At 64.9% G+C, this 15,349-nt stretch carries 13 protein-coding genes and 1 pseudogene; 11 read left to right on the forward strand and 3 right to left on the reverse strand.

The genetic code is table 11. The features are described 5' to 3' along the window. The 6 genes and pseudogenes from P0R31_RS29865 to P0R31_RS29890 form a co-directional block, all read left to right on the forward strand. Positions 1 to 811: pseudogene (locus P0R31_RS29865) on the forward strand (hypothetical protein); the annotation flags it as partial. 443 nt (positions 812 to 1,254) lie between these two features. Further along, complete coding sequence (locus P0R31_RS29870) at positions 1,255 to 1,434, forward strand: hypothetical protein (protein WP_128261698.1); 180 nt, start codon at positions 1,255 to 1,257, stop codon at positions 1,432 to 1,434. Between the two features lie 137 nt (positions 1,435 to 1,571). Next, positions 1,572 to 2,234, forward strand: a complete 663-nt coding sequence (locus P0R31_RS29875) for a protein-L-isoaspartate O-methyltransferase family protein (protein WP_275518036.1) — start codon at positions 1,572 to 1,574, stop codon at positions 2,232 to 2,234. Between the two features lie 201 nt (positions 2,235 to 2,435). Next, complete coding sequence (locus P0R31_RS29880) at positions 2,436 to 3,821, forward strand: TolC family outer membrane protein (protein ID WP_275518038.1); 1,386 nt, start codon at positions 2,436 to 2,438, stop codon at positions 3,819 to 3,821. Between the two features lie 303 nt (positions 3,822 to 4,124). After that, positions 4,125 to 4,889 carry a PopZ family protein gene (locus P0R31_RS29885; protein WP_275518040.1) on the forward strand — a complete coding sequence of 255 codons (765 nt, stop codon included), beginning with the start codon at positions 4,125 to 4,127 and terminating at the stop codon, positions 4,887 to 4,889. A gap of 139 nt (positions 4,890 to 5,028) precedes the next feature. Continuing rightward, entirely contained in the window at positions 5,029 to 7,905 is a 2,877-nt protein-coding gene (locus P0R31_RS29890; protein ID WP_275518042.1) for a valine--tRNA ligase, read from the forward strand. 89 nt (positions 7,906 to 7,994) lie between these two features. Here P0R31_RS29890 and P0R31_RS29895 read toward each other — a convergent pair whose 3' ends face one another. Next, complete coding sequence (locus P0R31_RS29895; protein ID WP_275518044.1) at positions 7,995 to 8,597, reverse strand: DNA-3-methyladenine glycosylase; 603 nt, start codon at positions 8,595 to 8,597, stop codon at positions 7,995 to 7,997. 130 nt (positions 8,598 to 8,727) lie between these two features. On the opposite strand from P0R31_RS29895, the gene lipA reads away from it, so the two are divergent. The 3 genes from lipA to P0R31_RS29910 all read left to right on the forward strand — a co-directional run bounded on the left by lipA (position 8,728) and on the right by P0R31_RS29910 (position 11,092). Next, positions 8,728 to 9,684 carry a lipoyl synthase gene (gene lipA / locus P0R31_RS29900; RefSeq protein ID WP_275518046.1) on the forward strand — a complete coding sequence of 319 codons (957 nt, stop codon included), beginning with the start codon at positions 8,728 to 8,730 and terminating at the stop codon, positions 9,682 to 9,684. A 6-nt stretch (positions 9,685 to 9,690) separates the two neighbouring features. Continuing rightward, positions 9,691 to 10,161 (forward strand): type II toxin-antitoxin system RatA family toxin, encoded by a 471-nt coding sequence (locus tag P0R31_RS29905; protein ID WP_275518047.1) that lies wholly within the window; start codon positions 9,691 to 9,693, stop codon positions 10,159 to 10,161. Positions 10,162 to 10,309: 148 nt separating this feature from the next. Beyond that, positions 10,310 to 11,092: a mechanosensitive ion channel family protein gene (locus tag P0R31_RS29910; RefSeq protein ID WP_275518048.1), complete on the forward strand. Its 783-nt coding sequence runs from the start codon at positions 10,310 to 10,312 to the stop codon at positions 11,090 to 11,092. Between the two features lie 6 nt (positions 11,093 to 11,098). Here the strand turns inward: P0R31_RS29910 and P0R31_RS29915 are convergent, their stop codons facing one another. After that, positions 11,099 to 11,707, reverse strand: a complete 609-nt coding sequence (locus tag P0R31_RS29915; protein ID WP_271542188.1) for a CinA family protein — start codon at positions 11,705 to 11,707, stop codon at positions 11,099 to 11,101. Between the two features lie 3 nt (positions 11,708 to 11,710). Beyond that, on the reverse strand, positions 11,711 to 12,892 hold the full coding sequence (locus tag P0R31_RS29920; protein ID WP_275518049.1) for a bifunctional 2-C-methyl-D-erythritol 4-phosphate cytidylyltransferase/2-C-methyl-D-erythritol 2,4-cyclodiphosphate synthase: 1,182 nt from the start codon (positions 12,890 to 12,892) through the stop codon (positions 11,711 to 11,713). Between the two features lie 275 nt (positions 12,893 to 13,167). On the opposite strand from P0R31_RS29920, the gene dusB reads away from it, so the two are divergent. Together dusB and P0R31_RS29930 are read left to right on the forward strand one after the other, a co-directional pair. Then, entirely contained in the window at positions 13,168 to 14,169 is a 1,002-nt protein-coding gene (gene dusB / locus P0R31_RS29925) for a tRNA dihydrouridine synthase DusB (RefSeq protein WP_275518149.1), read from the forward strand. Then, entirely contained in the window at positions 14,166 to 15,341 is a 1,176-nt protein-coding gene (locus tag P0R31_RS29930) for a two-component system sensor histidine kinase NtrB (protein WP_275518051.1), read from the forward strand. The genes dusB and P0R31_RS29930 overlap by 4 nt, the downstream gene beginning before the upstream one ends. Positions 15,342 to 15,349 lie beyond the last annotated feature (8 nt).

A 15,349-nucleotide genomic window follows, 5' to 3' on the forward strand; every position in this document is an offset into this window, starting at 1 on the left:
CGTCTTCGAGAGCGTCAGGCCGGTCTCAACAGGGGGCCGGCTTCGATCGGAATGGGTGGCCGACTTCCGTCGGAATCGGTGGCCGGATTGCGTCGGAATCAGTGGCCGGCTTGCATCGGATTGCGCAGCCATCGATCCAATCTACGCATTGGCTACGGAGCGAGTGCTCCGCTCAGAGCTATTGGAGGCCGAGCGCCAGGTGGAGGCAGCGCAGAGCCGAAAAGAGCAAGTCCAAGATCGCCTGCGAGATGCGGCCAAGTTCCGAGTTCTTTTGTACGAAAAGGGCAAAGTCTTAGAGCGCGGAATTATCGATGCGCTGAAGCTGCTTGGTTTTGACGCTGCCCCGTTCAAGGAAGGGAGTTCCGAGTTCGATGCTGTTTTCTCGTCTCCTGAAGGTCGCCTCATTGGAGAGGCCGAAGGCAAGGATACGAAGGCGATCAATATCGACAAGCTTCGGCAGCTCACGATGAACATACAAGAGGACCTTCAGCGCGAAGAAGTCAGCGCCCCCGCAAAAGGAGTTCTGTTTGGCAACGGCTATCGACTGTCGTCCCCTTCTGAGCGCGACGCGCAGTTTACGGAAAAGTGCATTTCTTCTTCTCGTGCCATGAACACGGCCCTTGTTGCGACCACTGATCTGTATCGGTCGGTTCAGTATGTCTCCGACACCGGCGATCTTGAATACGCCAAGCAGTGTAGGGAAGTCCTTCTATCTAGTGTGGGTCTGGTGAGCTTTCCCGTCCCGCCGATGTCAGGGGCTGATGCGGTTCAAACCTTGGCGCCAGACGATGAAGAAAGCCAAGCCGGATAAGGTTTCGTAGCTATGCTCGTCGAAGACCATCCGATTCAGTAGTGCATTTTGGCCTAGTTTTCGGATTTTCAGTTCTCTTTTTCCGATGTTTGGAAGCGGTGCCCCGAAGTCGTCAACTCAGCTTTTCAGATAAGTAACTGAGTCTGTTGATGGTTTACCCTGTCGTGCCATGTCTGCAAGAATACAACGCTGTTAATCGGATGGTCGCTGGTTCGAATCCAGCCCGGGGAGCCAAATCTTGCCGAAAACTCAATGGCTTGTGCTCGCATCCTCATGCGGTGCGCGATCTGCTTCGCCTGAATGTTTGAGCGCTGCATCGGGGGTGCAGCAGGAATCGCGCTCGAACATTTGTGCGTCGGCGTGGTCCTGCCATTCGGACGGCGCCAAATCGACCCAATTTACGCCGAGCGTGGATCTGCCGGACACTTGCGGAGCTGATTCCCATGCCAGACATCAAAGTCGACCGTTCGGATATGGCCCCCTCGATTCTGCCCGCCGGCATCCCCGAGCTCAGCGACGATGAATGCCTCGCTTGTCTCGCGCGCGCAGTCGAGGCACCGGATTCGGCGCGGCTGGACGAAGTCGCCGGCCTCATTGGCCGCCTGGCAGTCGCCATCGAATAGGCCGGCCGGGCCCTCCCTCAGGGCCTTGCGGAGCGCGAGCGCGCATCGCCAACCGCCATGTTGCGTTTTGACCGAGCATGCTCCAAAAGATGCCGCGATTTTTCTCCGCGGCATCGTCCGCATTGCAGGGTCCGCAAATGTCCGGTTTTTCGACCGCGCGCCAAAAAATGGTCGATGGCCAGGTGCGCACCAGTGACGTCACCGACCGTCGTGTTCTCGATGCCATGCTCACGGTGCCGCGCGAGGCGTTCGTGCCGGCCGGCCGGCAGGCGCTGGCCTATCTCGACCTCGACCTCGACGTCAGCGAAGGCGCCGCCAAGCGGTTCCTGATCAAGCCGGCCCTGACCGGCAAGCTGCTCCAGGCCGCCGAGATCGGCGGGGATGACAACGTGCTGGTCGTCGGCTGCGCCACCGGCTATCTCGCCGCACTGGCTGCCAAGCTCGCGCGGCAGGTCACGGCGACCGAGTGCGATTCGGCGTTGGCCGCCAAGGCGAGGGACGCCTTCACCGCCCAGGGTCTGGCCAATGTCGCCTGCAAGGCGGCGGCCTGCAACGAGGGCGACCCTGCTGCCGCCCCCTATGATGTGATTCTCCTCAATGGCGCGGCCGAGGTGATGCCGGAAGCGCTGCTCGGGCAGCTGAAGGAGGGCGGGCGCCTGCTTGGAGTGTCGGCCGAATCGAGGCCGCCGCGCGCGACGATCGTGACCCGTACCCACGGCGAATTCGGCCATCGGGCCCTGTTCGATGCCGCCGCCCCGGTCCTTCCCGGGCTGGAACGGGCTGCTGCCTTCGTGTTCTGAGCCCGGGCCCCGTTAAAATCCCGTTCTGAATCAGAAGTGTGGCCGGGATGCTGCACGTGAAGAGTTTCCGCTGAGAACCACCCTCAGGTAGTTCCGTCGCGCTTGACCGCGTCCTATGTTGCGGCGGGGCAACGACTCCATTGGTACGGTACCCCGGCTCGCGGGCACGAGCCGGGCGCTAGAACGAACGGAATTTCACGGATGCATGGGGTGAAGCTCTTCACCGGAGCTGCGGTTTCGGTCCTGCTGCTGGCGCTTGCCGGGCCGACGCCTGCCTTGGCGGATACGATCGACGGCGCGCTGGTGCGCGCCTATCAGAACAATCCGCAGCTCAACGCGCAGCGTGCCCAGGTGCGCTCGACCGACGAGAACGTGCCTCAAGCCTTGTCGGGCTATCGCCCCAGGGTCTCGCTGACGGCGAGCGGCGGTTACCAGTACCAGGATTTGCAGAGTGGTCCGGGGGCTAACTCAATCAACGGAACGAGGTTACCTCGCAGCGCCGGGATTACCGCTACGCAGACGCTCTACAATGGCAACCAGACCGCCAACAGAACGCGGGCGGCGGAGAGTCAGGTGTCCGGTGCCCGCGAAGCATTGCGCAGTCTCGATCAAAGTGTGCTGCTCCAGGCGGCTACGGTCTACATGGACTATCTGCGCGATGCTGCCACGCTCGAAGTCCAGCGCAGCAACGTGCGCGTGCTCGAACAGACGCTGAAGCAGACCCGCGATCGCTTCAATGTCGGCGAAGTGACGCGCACCGACGTTGCGCAATCGGAAGCGCAGCTGGCCGCCGGCAGGACGCAGGCCCTTACTGCGGAAGCAAATCTCACCACCACGCGCGCAAACTTCCGCCGCATCATCGGCAACGAGCCGGCGAATCTTGCCCCCGGTTCACCTGTCGATCGTTTCCTTCCCGCAACCCTTGCCGCAGCGATCGAGCTTGGCCTCATCGAGCATCCCAACGTCACGGCCGCAATGTTCGGCATCGACGTCAATTACCTGCAGGTCAAGGTCGCCGAAGGTGCGTTGCTGCCGACGATGACCCTCCAGGCATCGGCGACCCAGGCCAATGAACAGTCCTTGATTCAGATGCGCTCGTTCTCCGCATCGGCGATCGCGCAGCTCTCGGTGCCGATCTATCAGGGCGGTGGCGAATACGCGCTGATCCGCCAGTCCAAGGAGAACCTGGCGCAGCAGCGCCTCAACCTCGAAACGACTCGCGACCAGACCCGTGCGACCGTTGTGCAATGGTGGGGCTCGCTGCAGGCCACCAAGGCGCAGGTGCAGTCGGCTCAGGCGCAGGTGACGGCGTCCGAGATCGCCCTCAACGGCGTCCGCGAGGAGGCCAAGGCCGGCCAGCGCACCACGCTGGACGTGCTCAATGCGCAGCAGGCGCTGGTGAACGCGCGCGTTGCGTTGGTGACCGCGCAGCACGATCGCGTAGTCGCATCCTATAACGTCCTCGCCGCGGTCGGGCGTCTATCGCCGCAGGTCCTCGGCCTTGCGACCACAACCTACGACCCCAGCGTTCACTATCATCAGGTGCGCGACAGCTGGGTGGGTGTGCGCACGCCTGACGGCCGCTGATTCCCGTAATCATCCGGTCGATCTCGCGAATAACCGAGGTCGACCGGTGCTTTGCTTGCAATCGTCAAAATCCCTGACATAGCCTTGCCAAGATGATGCGGGTCGATTCGTCCCGCATTGACGTCGTGTGCGTAACGCTTCGGTGCCGGGGCAGGGGGGCACCGCTGCGCGTCGAGCCGTGATCTGGGGACAAGTCGGGCTGCGGCGACGAAAATGGCGGACCCATCGTTGCGGAACCGGCCAATCCTGCCGTGCTTGGTGTAAAACAACGCATGCGAGGGCGTTGATGATGTGGAGTCGGAGATGACGCAGCCTGCAAAGGTCACAGAACCCTCGATGGAGGAGATTCTGGCCTCGATCCGGCGCATCATTGCCGACGACGAGGCAAAGCCTCCGCCGGCCGAGGCCGCCAAGCCCGAGAAGGCTGCTGCGTCCGCCGCGCCGCCGAAGCCCCAGGCGATGAACGACATTCCGCCATCCAAGGTCGCTCCGCCGAAACCCGCCGCCGAGAAGCCTGCACCGCCGCCGGCTGCAAAGCCGGCGCCGCCACCAGCACCCGCGCCTGCGGCGGACGCATCCAACAGCCAGGACGATATCGACGCGTTGCTGGCGGGTCTCGATGCGGCCACACCTGCGCCTGAGGTCCGCGCGCCCGAACCGGAGCCCGAGCCCGAGCCGGACGTGCTCGAACTGACCGACGATATGGCGGTGGACCCGACGCCGCCTCCGCCGCCGCCGAGCTTTCGCAAGGTCGAGCCACGCGACGATCTCGAATTCGCCGAGCCGCCGCGGCCCGCCCCGCCGCCGTCCTACGCGCCGGTGGACTTCGACGCGCCGCCGCTGCCCCCGCAGCAGCCGATCCTCGCGCAATCGACGGTCTCCGCAGTCGAATCCGCCTTCAACTCCCTGGCCCATACGGTGCTCAGCAGCAACGCGCGGACGCTGGAGGACCTGGTCAAGGAGATGCTGCGGCCGATGCTGAAGTCCTGGCTCGACGACAACCTGCCCGGCCTCGTTGAACGCATCGTGAAGGCCGAAATCGAGCGGGTCTCGCGCGGAGGCCGCTAAGAGCGGCCGAAAGGCCCTCATAAAGACCGGCTTGGGCGTCATATAGGGGTCGGGACCGGGCCGGAAAGCGCTGTCGCCGCCTCGTTTTCCCTGACCTTTTCGTTGACTTGGCCCCCTCGCGCGGCTTTCTAGCAGCCCCATGATTGAGAAAAATTACCAGCCCGCCGATATCGAGACCCGTATGTCCGTGGTGTGGGAGGACAGCCTTGCGTTCAAGGCTGGCCGGCCCGACCGCCGTGATGCCGTGCCCTTCACCATCGTGATCCCGCCGCCGAACGTGACGGGCTCGCTGCACATGGGCCACGCCCTCAACAACACGCTGCAGGACATCCTTTGCCGGTTCGAGCGCATGCGCGGCCGCGACGTGCTGTGGCAGCCCGGCACCGATCATGCCGGCATCGCCACCCAGATGGTGGTCGAGCGGCAGCTGATGGAGCGCCAGCAGCCCGGTCGCCGCGAGATGGGCCGTGAGAAGTTTCTGGAGCGGGTCTGGCAGTGGAAGGCCGAGAGTGGCGACACCATCATCAACCAGCTCAAGCGCCTCGGTGCGTCCTGCGACTGGTCGCGCGAGCGCTTCACCATGGACGAGGGCCTGTCGAAGGCCGTCGTCAAGGTGTTCGTCGAGCTGCACCGCGAGGGACTGATCTACAAGGACAAGCGGCTGGTGAACTGGGACACCAAGCTGCTGACCGCGATCTCCGACCTCGAAGTGCAGCAGACGGAAGTGAAGGGCCACCTCTGGTATCTGCGCTATCCGATCGAGGGCAAGACGTTCAACCCCGAGGATACCTCGAGCTTCATCGTGGTCGCCACCACGCGCCCCGAGACCATGCTCGGCGATACCGGCGTGGCCGTCCATCCGGAAGATGATCGCTACCAGAAGCTGATCGGCAAGAACGTCGTCCTGCCGCTGGTCGGCCGCAAGATCAAGATCGTCGCCGACGAGTATTCCGATCCCGAGAAGGGATCGGGCGCTGTGAAGGTGACGCCGGCGCACGACTTCAACGATTTCGAGGTCGGCAATCGCCACGGGCTGCGCCGGATCAGCGTGCTCGACAGGGAAGGCTGTCTCGATCTCCTCGACAACGAGGATTATCTGCGCGACCTGCCCGAAGGCGCTGCGCAATTCGCCGAGGAATTCCACAAGGTCGACCGCTTCGCGGCGCGCAAGCGCATCGTCGAGCGGCTGGAATCGTTCGGCTTCGTCGAACGGATCGAGCCGCACACCCACATGGTGCCGCACGGCGATCGTTCCAACAGCGTGATCGAACCCTACCTGACCGACCAGTGGTACGTGGACGCCAAGACGCTGGCGAGACCTGCGATCGCGGCGGTGCGTTCGGGCGAAACGACGTTCGTGCCGAAGAACTGGGAAAAGACCTATTACGAGTGGATGGAGAACATCCAGCCCTGGTGCATCTCGCGTCAGCTCTGGTGGGGCCATCAGATCCCGGCCTGGTACGGCCCTGACGGCAAGGTGTTCGTCGCCGAGACCGAGGAGGAGGCCATCAGTCACGCGCTCGGCTATTACGTCGAGCAGGAGGTCATCACGCCCGAGCAGGGCCGCGAGATGGCGCTCGACCGCAACAAGCGCGAAGGCTTCATCACGCGCGACGAGGACGTGCTCGACACCTGGTTCTCCTCGGCGCTGTGGCCGTTCTCGACGCTCGGCTGGCCCGACGAGACGCCCGAGGTGCAGCGCTATTATCCGACCAATGCGCTGGTGACCGGCTTCGACATCATCTTCTTCTGGGTCGCCCGCATGATGATGATGGGCCTGCACTTCATGAAGGAAGTGCCGTTCTCGACCATCTACATCCACGCCCTCGTCCGCGACGAGAAGGGCGCCAAGATGTCGAAGTCGAAGGGCAACGTCATCGATCCCCTCAACCTGATCGACGAATACGGCGCGGACGCGCTGCGCTTCACGCTGGCGGCGATGGCGGCGCAGGGCCGCGACATCAAGCTCGCTACCAGCCGCGTCGAAGGCTACCGCAATTTCGCGACCAAGCTCTGGAACGCGTGCAGGTTCGCGGAGATGAATCACTGCGCCGTGCCTGATGGTTTCGAGCCGGCGAAGGCAAAGGAGACGCTGAACCGGTGGATCGCGCATGAGACCGCCCACACCACGCGCGAGGTGACCGAGGCGATCGAAGCCTATCGCTTCAACGATGCCGCGGGCAGCATCTATCGCTTTGTCTGGAACGTCTATTGCGACTGGTATGTCGAGCTCGCCAAGCCCGTGCTGCTCGGTCCGGACAGCCCCGCCAAGGACGAGACCCGCGCCATGGTCGCCTGGGCGCGCGACGAGATCCTGAAGCTGCTGCATCCCTTCATGCCCTTCATCACCGAAGAGCTGTGGGAGGTGACGGCCAGGCGCGAGGGCCTGCTCGCATTGGCGCCGTGGCCGCTGAAGCCGGTCGAGCCGACGCCGGAGCAGCTCGCGATGCTTGCGGCGACCACGGGACCGACCGATGCGCTCGTCTCGCCGGCCTGGGTGCTGCCGATCTTCGATCATGCCGACTTCACCGATCCGGCTGCCGAGGCCGAGATCGGCTGGGTCATCGACCTCGTCACGCAGATCCGCTCGGTGCGCGCCGAGATGAACATCGCGCCGGCAACGCTGACGGCACTGGTGCTCGCAGGCGCTTCGGCCGAAACCAAGGAGCGCGCGCCGCGCTGGGCCGATGTCATCAAGCGCATGGCGCGGCTGTCGGACATCTCCTTCGCCGACCGCGCGCCTGACGGCGCTGTCCAGCTGCTGGTGCGCGGCGAGGTCGCCGCGCTGCCGCTCAAGGGCGTGATCGACGTCGCCGCCGAGCGTGCGCGTCTCGACAAGGAGATCGCCAAGGCCGAGGCCGACATCAAGCGCGCCGAGTCGAAGCTGGCGAACGAGAAGTTCGTCGCTAACGCGGCCGAGGAGGTCGTCGAGGAGGAGCGCGAAAAGCGCGAGGCGGCGCTGGCGCGGAAGGCGAAGCTGCTCGAGGCGATGGAGCGGCTGAAGCAGGCCTCTTGATCTCGCTGTCATTCCGGGGCGATGCTTAGCATCGAACCCGGTATCTCGAGGTTCCGGGTTCGCGTCTTCGACGCGCCCCGGAACGACGATTACCTCGGAAACGGCTTGCTCAGAAACTTCGAGCCCCTGACGCCATAGCGCCAGGGCAGCTCGACCGCCTTGGTGATGCCGATGCGGATGCCGGTTGCGACCTCGACATCCTCGGTTCGCGCATGCAGCGCGATGGGCGGTCGATCCAGCGGCAGGGCGTTGTGCGCGACGGTGATGCCGAGCGCCTCGGTCAGCTTGCCCGGGCCCGAGCACAGCGCATGCACGTCCTGCAGATGCCGGCGTCGGCGCATCGCAGCCAGGCCACGCGTCGGCTCCAGCGCACGGATCAACACGGCGCTGGCCGAGCCTTCCTCCTCGCAGACGAAGTTGACGCACCAATGAATGCCGTAGGAGCGGTAGACATAGGCAAAGCCAGGCGGGCCAAACATGACCTGGTTCCGCGGCGTCGGCCCGCGATAGGAGTGTGCCGCCGGGTCGGTATGGTGATAGGCCTCGACCTCGACGATGATCCCGCCGACGCCGTCGACGAGCATGGTGGCCCCGATCAGGTCGGGCGCGACCTCATGGACGCTGCGGCCGAAAAAGGTCCGCTTCAGCGGCTTGCCGAGCCGCGGCGGTGAAGTGTTCGAGATTGGAGCCATTCGAGGTGAGAATCGCTTGAGAACAGAGCAGGATATTGCCCATATCTGCCATGTTCCCTGAAGCGGGGCGAGCCGGGTTGCGATGCCAGGCCAGACCGACTAGGTAGGACCTGAACAGACCGGACACCCCATGGTCGTTATTGTCGATACCATCTCGAACCCGCTGCGCCCGCGCCACCCTGAAAAGGTGAACCGTCCTGATTCCGCTTCGCCACCGAAGCCGGACTGGATCCGCGTGCGCGCGCCCAACACCCGCGGCTATGCCGACACCCGCAACATCGTGCGCGCCAACGGCCTACACACGGTGTGCGAGGAGGCGGGTTGCCCGAATATCGGCGAGTGCTGGGACAAGAAGCACGCGACCTTCATGATCATGGGTGATACCTGCACCCGGGCCTGCGCCTTCTGCAACGTCAAGACCGGCCTGCCGAATGCACTGGACGCGGCCGAGCCGCAGAACGTGGCCGAAGCCGTGGCGAAGCTGGGCCTCGCCCACGTCGTGATCACCTCGGTCGATCGCGACGACCTCACTGACGGCGGCGCCGAACATTTCGCTCAGACCATCCGCGCGATCAGGGCGGCGTGCCCCTCGACCACGATCGAGATCCTGACGCCCGACTTCCTGCGCAAGGAGGGGGCGCTCGAAATCGTCGTGGCGGCGAAGCCCGACGTGTTCAACCACAATCTCGAGACGGTGCCGTCGCGCTATCTCACGGTGCGGCCCGGCGCGCGCTACTTCCATTCGATCCGGCTGCTGCAGCGGGTCAAGGAGCTCGACCCCACCATCTTCACCAAATCAGGCATCATGGTCGGCCTCGGCGAGGAGCGCCACGAGGTGCTCCAGGTGATGGACGATCTGCGTTCGGGCGACGTCGACTTCCTGACCATCGGGCAATATCTGCAGCCGACCCGCAAGCATCACGCGGTGATGCGCTACGTGCCCCCGGACGAGTTCAGCTCCTACGAGAAGGTCGCGTACACCAAGGGCTTCCTGATGGTGTCGGCGAGCCCGCTCACCCGTTCCTCGCACCATGCCGGCGAGGACTTTGCGAGACTGAAGGCCGCGCGGGCCGCGACTGCCCCCTGAACCGATATGCCCCGTTTTTCGAGCAAGCGCCGTGTCGATCACAGCGCATCCGAGATGTTCGATCTGGTCGCCGATGTCGAGCGCTACCCGGAATTTGTGCCGCTGTGCAGTGCGCTGAAGGTGCGGCAGCGGATGGCCAAGCCTGACGGCACCGAGGTGCTGATTGCCGACATGACTGTGTCGTTCAAGCTGATCAAGGAATCCTTCACCAGCCGGGTGACGCTCGACCGCGCCAATCTGAAGATCCTGGTCGAATATCTGCAAGGTCCGTTCAGCAATCTGGAAAACCGTTGGACGTTCGAGCCCAAAGGTGAGGGCGTCTGCGACGTCGGTTTCTTCCTGTCTTACGAATTCAAGAGCCGCATGCTGGCGATGCTGATGGGCTCGATGTTCGACGCCGCCTTCGCGCGGTTCTCCGCCGCGTTCGAGAAACGGGCGGACGCGATCTACGGGCGGCCGAAGCTGGCGTCGACGTAGTCGCGATCAGCACTGCTCTCTCCACCGTCATTGCAAGCGGCGGGCGTGCCCTCCCAATCCAACATCGCGCCGTGTTCCCCGTCAGCATCCACCGGGATCATTTCGCATCGCGGCGCGTTCTCAACCGACTGTCCGGGTTGGAGCCGCCATGACCATCAATTTCGACACGCTGAAAGCTTCGCTTGTCCTGTATGGCCTGAACGCGATCTACGCGGTCCTGCTGCTCGCGGTCGGCTGGTATCTGTCCGGGGCGATGCAGCGCTTCGTCACGCGCGTCCTCAGCGTCACGCACCGCGTCGACCCGCTGGTGACGCTGTTTGTAGGCAGCCTTGTGCGTTATGGCGTGCTCGCGGTCGTCGGCATCGCCGTGCTGCAGCTCTTCGGCATCCAGACGGCGAGCCTCGTTGCCGTGCTGGGTGCGACCTCGCTCGCCATTGGTCTTGCCTTGCAGGGCACGCTGTCCAATCTCGCCGCCGGCGTGATGCTGCTCTTGTTCCGGCCCTTTCACATCGGCGACGATGTCGAGGTCGCCGGCAAGGCGGGCAAGGTGAGGTCGCTGTCGCTGTTCATGACCGAGCTGGTCGCGCCCGACAACACGCAGATTCTGTTGCCGAATGGACAGGTCTGGGGCGCGGCCATCATCAATCACAGCGCCTATCCTGGCACAGGCGAGGTCAGGGTGACGTTTCCGGTCCCAGCCGGCGCCGCTCCGGCGCTGGCCGATCGCATCCTGAAGGAGCTTCGCAACGATTCCCGCATCGACGATCAGGCGCAACCTGCCGTCTCCGTCAGCAAGGTCCTCGATGTCGCCAATCCCGCCGCGCCGATCCTGGAATTGACGGTGAGCGCCAAGGCGAAACCGTCTGAAGCTGGCGCGGTCAAGCAGTGCGTGCTCGATCATGCGAGTGCGCTGCTTGCCACGGCTGCCTGAGGCGTTCTATCCCCGCGGCGGACGCGGCGGCCTGCGTTTCACCACATGCCGGCGCGGCGAGCGGGTGACGCGCGGGCGCAGGCGGCTTGCCGCGGCACGTTGCGGCTTGGCCGCGACTTGCGGACCGCGGGCCAGATCCATCAGCATGCGCAGCGCCTCGACGACCGAGCGGGCGCGCACCGCGCTGCGGCCAATGGCGCCGAAGCGGTGCTCGCGATGGATGATGCGGCCGTCGCGCGCGGCGGCTGCGAAGTGCACGAGACCGACCGGCTTGCCGGGCGTGGCGCCGCCCGGGCCGGCGATGCCGGTGATGGCGACCGCGAGATCGACATCGGCGCGCTCAAGCGCACCGATTGCCATTGCGGTCGCCGTCTCCTTGCTGACGGCACCGAAATTGGCCAGCGTGCTCGCCTCGACGCCAAGCATCGCGCGCTTGGCCTCGTTGGAATAGGTGACGAAGCCGCGGTCGATGACATCAGACGAGCCGGGAATGTCGGTCAGTGCGCCCGCAACCAGGCCGCCGGTGCAGGATTCAGCGGTCGCGATCGTCAGCTTGCGCATCCGGCACAGATCGAGCAGCGAGCGGGAGAGGGCGCGTGCGTCGCTGCCGCCCATGGCCTAGACGCCCCAGGGAAGGCGGATGGTGGCGCTCGCGGTGGCCGCGATGCCTTCCTCGCGGCCGGTGAAGCCGAGCCGCTCGCTGGTGGTCGCCTTCACCGCCACGCGCGAGATGTCGACGCCGGAGATCTCGGCGATGCGCGCGCGCATGGTGTCGCGCAACGGGCCGATCTTCGGCCGCTCGCAGATCAGCGTCACCTCGAGGTTGGCGACGCGGCCGCCGCGCGCTGCGACGCGCTCGATGGCATATTTCAGGAACTGGTCGGAGGAGGCGCCCTTCCACTTCGCATCACTCGGCGGGAAGTGCGAGCCGATGTCGCCGTCGGCGAGAGCGCCGAGAATGGCGTCGACCAGCGCATGCAGGCCGACATCGCCGTCGGAATGAGCCAGGAACCCCTTGGTGTGCGGCACGCGCACGCCGCAGATCATGACATGGTCGCCTTCGCCGAAGGCGTGCACGTCGTAGCCGGTGCCGGTCCTGATATCGCCGAGCTGGGCGGCCAGCCGCGCTTCCTCGCGCACGAAATCCTCGGGAGTTGTGAGCTTCATGTTGGCAACATCGCCTTCAAAGGTTGCAACCGTCAATCCCGCCCATTCGGCAATCGCGGCATCGTCGGTGAAATCCGAGCGTCCATCCCTTGCCGCGCGACGATGCGCCTCGAGGATGACGTCGAAACGAAAGGATTGCGGCGTCTGTGCGATCCGCAAGGAAGCGCGCTCCGGCGTGGCCTCGACGTTGCCGCTTTCGCCGGTGACCTTGATGGTGTCGGTGACGGGAACGGTGGGGATCGCAGCGCCGGTGCGGCTCGCCGCCTCGATCGCGCGCGCGATCACGCCTTCCGAGACGAAGGGGCGCGCGGCGTCGTGGATCAGCACGATGTCCGGATTGTGCCTGGCCAGCGCTTCGAGGCCGGCGAGCACCGAAGCCTGCCGCGTCGCGCCGCCATTGGTCGGCGGCTCGTGCCTGAGCCCTGCGACCGCTGCGGTGAACATGGCGCTGTCGTCGGGGTTCACCACCGGCTGCACCGCGAATACCTCAGCGTGACGGCTGAAGGCTTCCATGGCGCGGCGGATCACGGGCACGCCACCGATCTCGCGATATTGTTTCGGCCCGCCGGCGCCGGCGCGCAGTCCGCGCCCGGCTGCGACGAGGACGACCGCGGTGCGCTGTGATTTCGCCATAGGACTCAAATACTCAGTTGCCAATAAGAGCAGGGGGTGATTTGCCGGCATGCCTCTAGCACGGCAGGCCCGCAAAAAAAGGGGATTTCCCCGGATTGTGGGAAACAGCATTTTGCTGCACTGCACTTGAAAGATCTACAGAACTGTCTAAACTGTAGGCATGACGCTTGACTGCACAAGAATTGTGCGCAAGATAGATCATGGCAGGCGCGATGAGGCCCTGCCCAGTCAACGAGACCCCCGTGACCGGCTCGGCAGTATCAGGCTCTAAGCCGTTGAAAATAGGCGATATTGAAGTCGCCACCCCGGTCTTCCTGGCGCCGATGTCGGGTGTGACTGACTCGCCCGTCCGCCGGCTGGCCGCCGAGCTTGGCGCTGGTCTCGTCGTGTCTGAAATGACCGCGAGCGATGAGCTCGCCAATGGCCACCGGATGTCCCGGTTGCGCTGCGAAGCCACCGGCATCGGCCCGCATGTGGTCCAGCTGGCCGGCTGCGAGACACACTGGATGGCCGAAGGCGCCCGGATCGCCGAAGCGGAAGGCGCCGATATCATCGACATTAACATGGGGTGTCCCGCCCGCCACGTCACCGGCGGCCAGTCCGGCTCGGCCTTGATGCGCGACCTCGACCATGCCGTCAGCCTGATCGAAGCGACGATCGCGGCGGTGAAGGTGCCGGTGACGCTTAAGATGCGCCTCGGCTGGGACGACCGCAGCCGCAACGCGCCGGCGCTGGCGCGGCGCGCGGAGGCCGCGGGGGTCAAGCTCGTCACCGTTCACGGCCGCACCCGCTGCCAGTTCTACAAGGGCGAGGCCGATTGGGATGCGATCCGCGCCGTGCGCGAGGCCATCTCCATTCCGCTCGTCGTCAACGGCGATATCACCTCCTACGAGAAGGCGCTGGCGGCATTGGACGCCTCGGGCGCCGACGCCGTGATGATCGGCCGCGGCGCGCAGGGCCAGCCCTGGCTGCCGGGCCAGATCGGCCGCCGCCTGAACGGCGGGGCCGAGGAAGCCGTGCCCTCGCTCCAGACGCAGTTGCATTATGTCCGCACGCTCTATGACGGCGTTTGCGCGCTCTATGGCCTGCGCATCGGGCTGAGGCACGCCCGCAAGCATCTGGGCTGGGCGCTCGACGTCGCAGCGCAGGCGAGTCGCGCGCCGGCCGAGAAGCTGAAGTCCTGGCGGCAGAAGATCCTGGTCTCGGAGGATCCGCGCCTCGTTCACGATTCACTGCAAGACGCCTTCGACGACTTCGCATGGAGCGCTGCTGCATGAGCTCAGCCGCTGAACATCGTCGGCCGCTTCAGTCCGACAGCGACGCAATCCTGGATGCCTTGCCCAATCCCGTGCTCACGATTGGGCCGGACGGCAAGATCGTTGCCGCGAACATCGCCACCGAAGCTTTCTTCGAGATCTCGACGCAATTCCTGAAGCGGCAGTCGCTGAAGGAGCTGGTGCCGTTCGGCAGCCCCTTGCTGGCGCTGATCGACCAGGTGCGCTCCTCGAACTCGCCGGTCAACGAATACAAGGTCGATCTCGGCACGCCGCGCATGGGGGGCGACCGCCAGGTCGACCTGCACGTGGCTCCACTCACCGAGCGGCCCGGCCATATCGTCGTGATGCTGCAGGAGCGCACCATCGCGGACAAGATGGATCGGCAGCTCACCCATCGCAGCGCAGCGCGCTCGGTGATAGCGCTAGCAGCAATGCTCGCGCACGAGATCAAGAATCCGCTTTCGGGCATTCGCGGCGCAGCGCAGCTGCTCGAGCAGCAGGCCTCGTCCGAGGACCGCATGCTGACGCGGCTGATCTGCGACGAGGCCGACCGCATCGTGACGCTGGTCGACCGCATGGAGGTGTTCGGCGACGAGCGCCCCGTGGTGCGCGGCCCCGTCAACATCCATTCGGTGCTCGATCACGTGAAGCGGCTGGCGCAGTCGGGCTTTGCCCGCAACATCCGTTTCATCGAGGACTACGACCCCTCGCTGCCGCCGGTCCTGGCGAACCAGGACCAGCTGATCCAGGTGTTCCTCAATCTCGTGAAGAACGCCGCCGAAGCGCTGATCGACGTGCCCGACGCCGAGATCCAGCTCACCACCGCGTTCCGCCCCGGCGTGCGCCTGTCAGTCCCCGGTCAAAAATCCCGGGTATCCCTTCCGCTCGAATTCTGCGTGAAGGACAACGGACCCGGCGTGCCCGACGATCTCTTGCCCAACCTGTTCGACCCCTTCGTGACCACCAAGCAGACCGGCTCGGGTCTCGGTCTTGCGCTGGTCGCCAAGATCATCGGCGATCACGGGGGCATCATCGAATGCGAATCTCAGCCGCGCAAGACCACCTTTCGCGTGCTGATGCCGATGTATTCCACATCGGTCAAACACGCCGATCAAAGCAGTCGCGACGGCTCTGCCGGGAAGTCGTCGCCTGCGTCACAGGGGGCAAAATGAGGATCAAC

Origin of the sequence: Bradyrhizobium yuanmingense (assembly GCF_029167105.1) — a bacterium.
Classification (GTDB): domain Bacteria; phylum Pseudomonadota; class Alphaproteobacteria; order Rhizobiales; family Xanthobacteraceae; genus Bradyrhizobium; species Bradyrhizobium yuanmingense_A.

Excerpts from the sequence above, each read along its gene's own strand:
- P0R31_RS29915 (WP_271542188.1), bottom strand. The coding sequence starts at position 11,707 with ATGGGCGGCAGCGACGCACGCGCCCTCTCCCGCTCGCTGCTCGATCTG.
- P0R31_RS29875 (WP_275518036.1), top strand. The coding sequence starts at position 1,572 with ATGTCCGGTTTTTCGACCGCGCGCCAAAAAATGGTCGATGGCCAGGTG.
- P0R31_RS29880 (WP_275518038.1), top strand. The coding sequence starts at position 2,436 with ATGCATGGGGTGAAGCTCTTCACCGGAGCTGCGGTTTCGGTCCTGCTG.
- lipA (WP_275518046.1), top strand. The coding sequence starts at position 8,728 with ATGGTCGTTATTGTCGATACCATCTCGAACCCGCTGCGCCCGCGCCAC.
- P0R31_RS29930 (WP_275518051.1), top strand. The coding sequence starts at position 14,166 with ATGAGCTCAGCCGCTGAACATCGTCGGCCGCTTCAGTCCGACAGCGAC.
- P0R31_RS29895 (WP_275518044.1), bottom strand. The coding sequence starts at position 8,597 with ATGGCTCCAATCTCGAACACTTCACCGCCGCGGCTCGGCAAGCCGCTG.
- P0R31_RS29890 (WP_275518042.1), top strand. The coding sequence starts at position 5,029 with ATGATTGAGAAAAATTACCAGCCCGCCGATATCGAGACCCGTATGTCC.
- P0R31_RS29870 (WP_128261698.1), top strand. The coding sequence starts at position 1,255 with ATGCCAGACATCAAAGTCGACCGTTCGGATATGGCCCCCTCGATTCTG.
- P0R31_RS29885 (WP_275518040.1), top strand. The coding sequence starts at position 4,125 with ATGACGCAGCCTGCAAAGGTCACAGAACCCTCGATGGAGGAGATTCTG.
- P0R31_RS29920 (WP_275518049.1), bottom strand. The coding sequence starts at position 12,892 with ATGGCGAAATCACAGCGCACCGCGGTCGTCCTCGTCGCAGCCGGGCGC.
- P0R31_RS29910 (WP_275518048.1), top strand. The coding sequence starts at position 10,310 with ATGACCATCAATTTCGACACGCTGAAAGCTTCGCTTGTCCTGTATGGC.
- P0R31_RS29905 (WP_275518047.1), top strand. The coding sequence starts at position 9,691 with ATGCCCCGTTTTTCGAGCAAGCGCCGTGTCGATCACAGCGCATCCGAG.